The sequence below is a fragment of the Roseobacter sp. AzwK-3b genome (genome assembly GCF_000170875.1).
Lineage (GTDB): Bacteria > Pseudomonadota > Alphaproteobacteria > Rhodobacterales > Rhodobacteraceae > Roseovarius > Roseovarius litoreus.
This window is the reverse complement of record NZ_ABCR01000023.1, coordinates 1-1,555: the sequence shown is the minus strand read 5'-3', so window position 1 is coordinate 1,555 and position 1,555 is coordinate 1. Positions and strand designations below refer to the sequence as shown.

The 1,555-nt window shown below is 41.9% G+C and carries 1 protein-coding gene; it reads right to left on the bottom strand.

Features of this window, described 5'->3' with window-relative positions; translation table 11 throughout:
• Positions 1–729 precede the first annotated feature (729 nt).
• A partial coding sequence (locus tag RAZWK3B_RS22030; RefSeq protein WP_037296383.1) for an RNA-dependent RNA polymerase family protein occupies positions 730–1,555 on the bottom strand: 826 nt, incomplete at its 5' end.

Here is a 1,555-nt window from a genome sequence, read left to right as displayed (position 1 = left end):
GCATCATTATCATTATTGTGGCATAATGTAATTTTTATTGCTCTTTTATGAATAATCGAAGCTTGAATCGACCATTATTTTCGATAAAAAAAGGCTTGAACTCAAAAACAGATCACTAATGACGGATCGACTAAACAAATATATATACAAATAATATTTTATATTATAAGATTTTTGAGACAATATTTGATTTTGAGACAATATGGCATGAAGGCGTCCGATATTAAGGCCGGAAAAATCATATACGGAAGGAGCGAAGCCGCGAGTGGTTTTGAACACTAATGTAGCTGGCCAAGACTAAAAAGAGATTGTTACGTTGTATGAGTAAGTTAGTAAGTAATAGGAATACCATATTTTACCTGTAGAGCCTGTTCTCGAGTTATGCAGTTCTCGACGGATTCGGAGTTACGCGGATTTATATATTTGACAGTTTATATGTCAAATCAATACTATTTGCTCCAAGAATTATTAAAACAATTTTCCAAAACTGTTCAATCGCTTAAAAGTCGTAAAATTTCCTGATTTTCCACACAAATCTTGTTAAATAAATAATGAGGAATATAGAGTTTCTAAATTTGACTAAAAAGAAAAACTATACATCAAATGAGCCGGTCTCGTAGTACAGTCGTCAACTCGTACGACTTAACAACATGCCCGTCATGGGTTCAATCCCCAAATAGACCGCGCCGCCATACGTAGGACTGACTATCCTGCTATGGGGGGAATCAATTAGTCACTGAAAGCCAAGCCCACAAGTGGGTACAGACAGGCCTTGACCGACATCGGTTGTTGAGCCAAAGAAGAAGAAGAGCTGCCGACGAAATCTGTAGCAAGAGGCGAAAGTCTGCAGAAGAGTATTCGGGACAGGATCTTGTAGGCAGCATTCAGGACTGTGATGGCCCGGAAGTTAGCACAGTCCAGCCTGTCGCCCTTTTTGTACACTGGGTGTATGACACCCAGTTTCCACTCGTCCGGTAGTTCTTCCTGATCCCAAATCCTAACAATCAGCCGATGCATGATGACGGCAAGCCTCTCCGGACCCATCTTGAACAGTTCGGCCACCAGACCATCGCTGCCAGCTGACTTGTTACATTTCAGCTGTTTGATGGCGCTGATGACTTCGTCCAAAGATGGCGGGGGCACTTCGTCATTGTCATGCTGGCTGTCGTAGGGTTGCTCTCCTCTGCTTCCTGCGTCTGCTCTGGTATCTGCTCCGTTCAGGTGTCTGTCGAAGTAGCACTTCCATCTGTCGATCACCTCTCGCTCGTCCGACAGGATATCTCCCTCCTCACTGCGGCATATAGCGGTCATGGGAGTAAAACTGCTCCGTGCCGCATTCAGCATCCTGTAGAACTTACGAGTTTCCCCCATTATGTGTAAAAGCTTTAAAACAAAATTTAAAAATTGCGAAATAGACAGTATCCTTAAATATATGAAAGAGTATGTAAGTAAGTAAGTATGAAGCATTAGCTTTAGATCTTGTTGACAATTTCCCTTAATTACCAGTCTTTTAATTTTAAAATGCACCGGCTCTTGTATATACCCGGGCATGTCC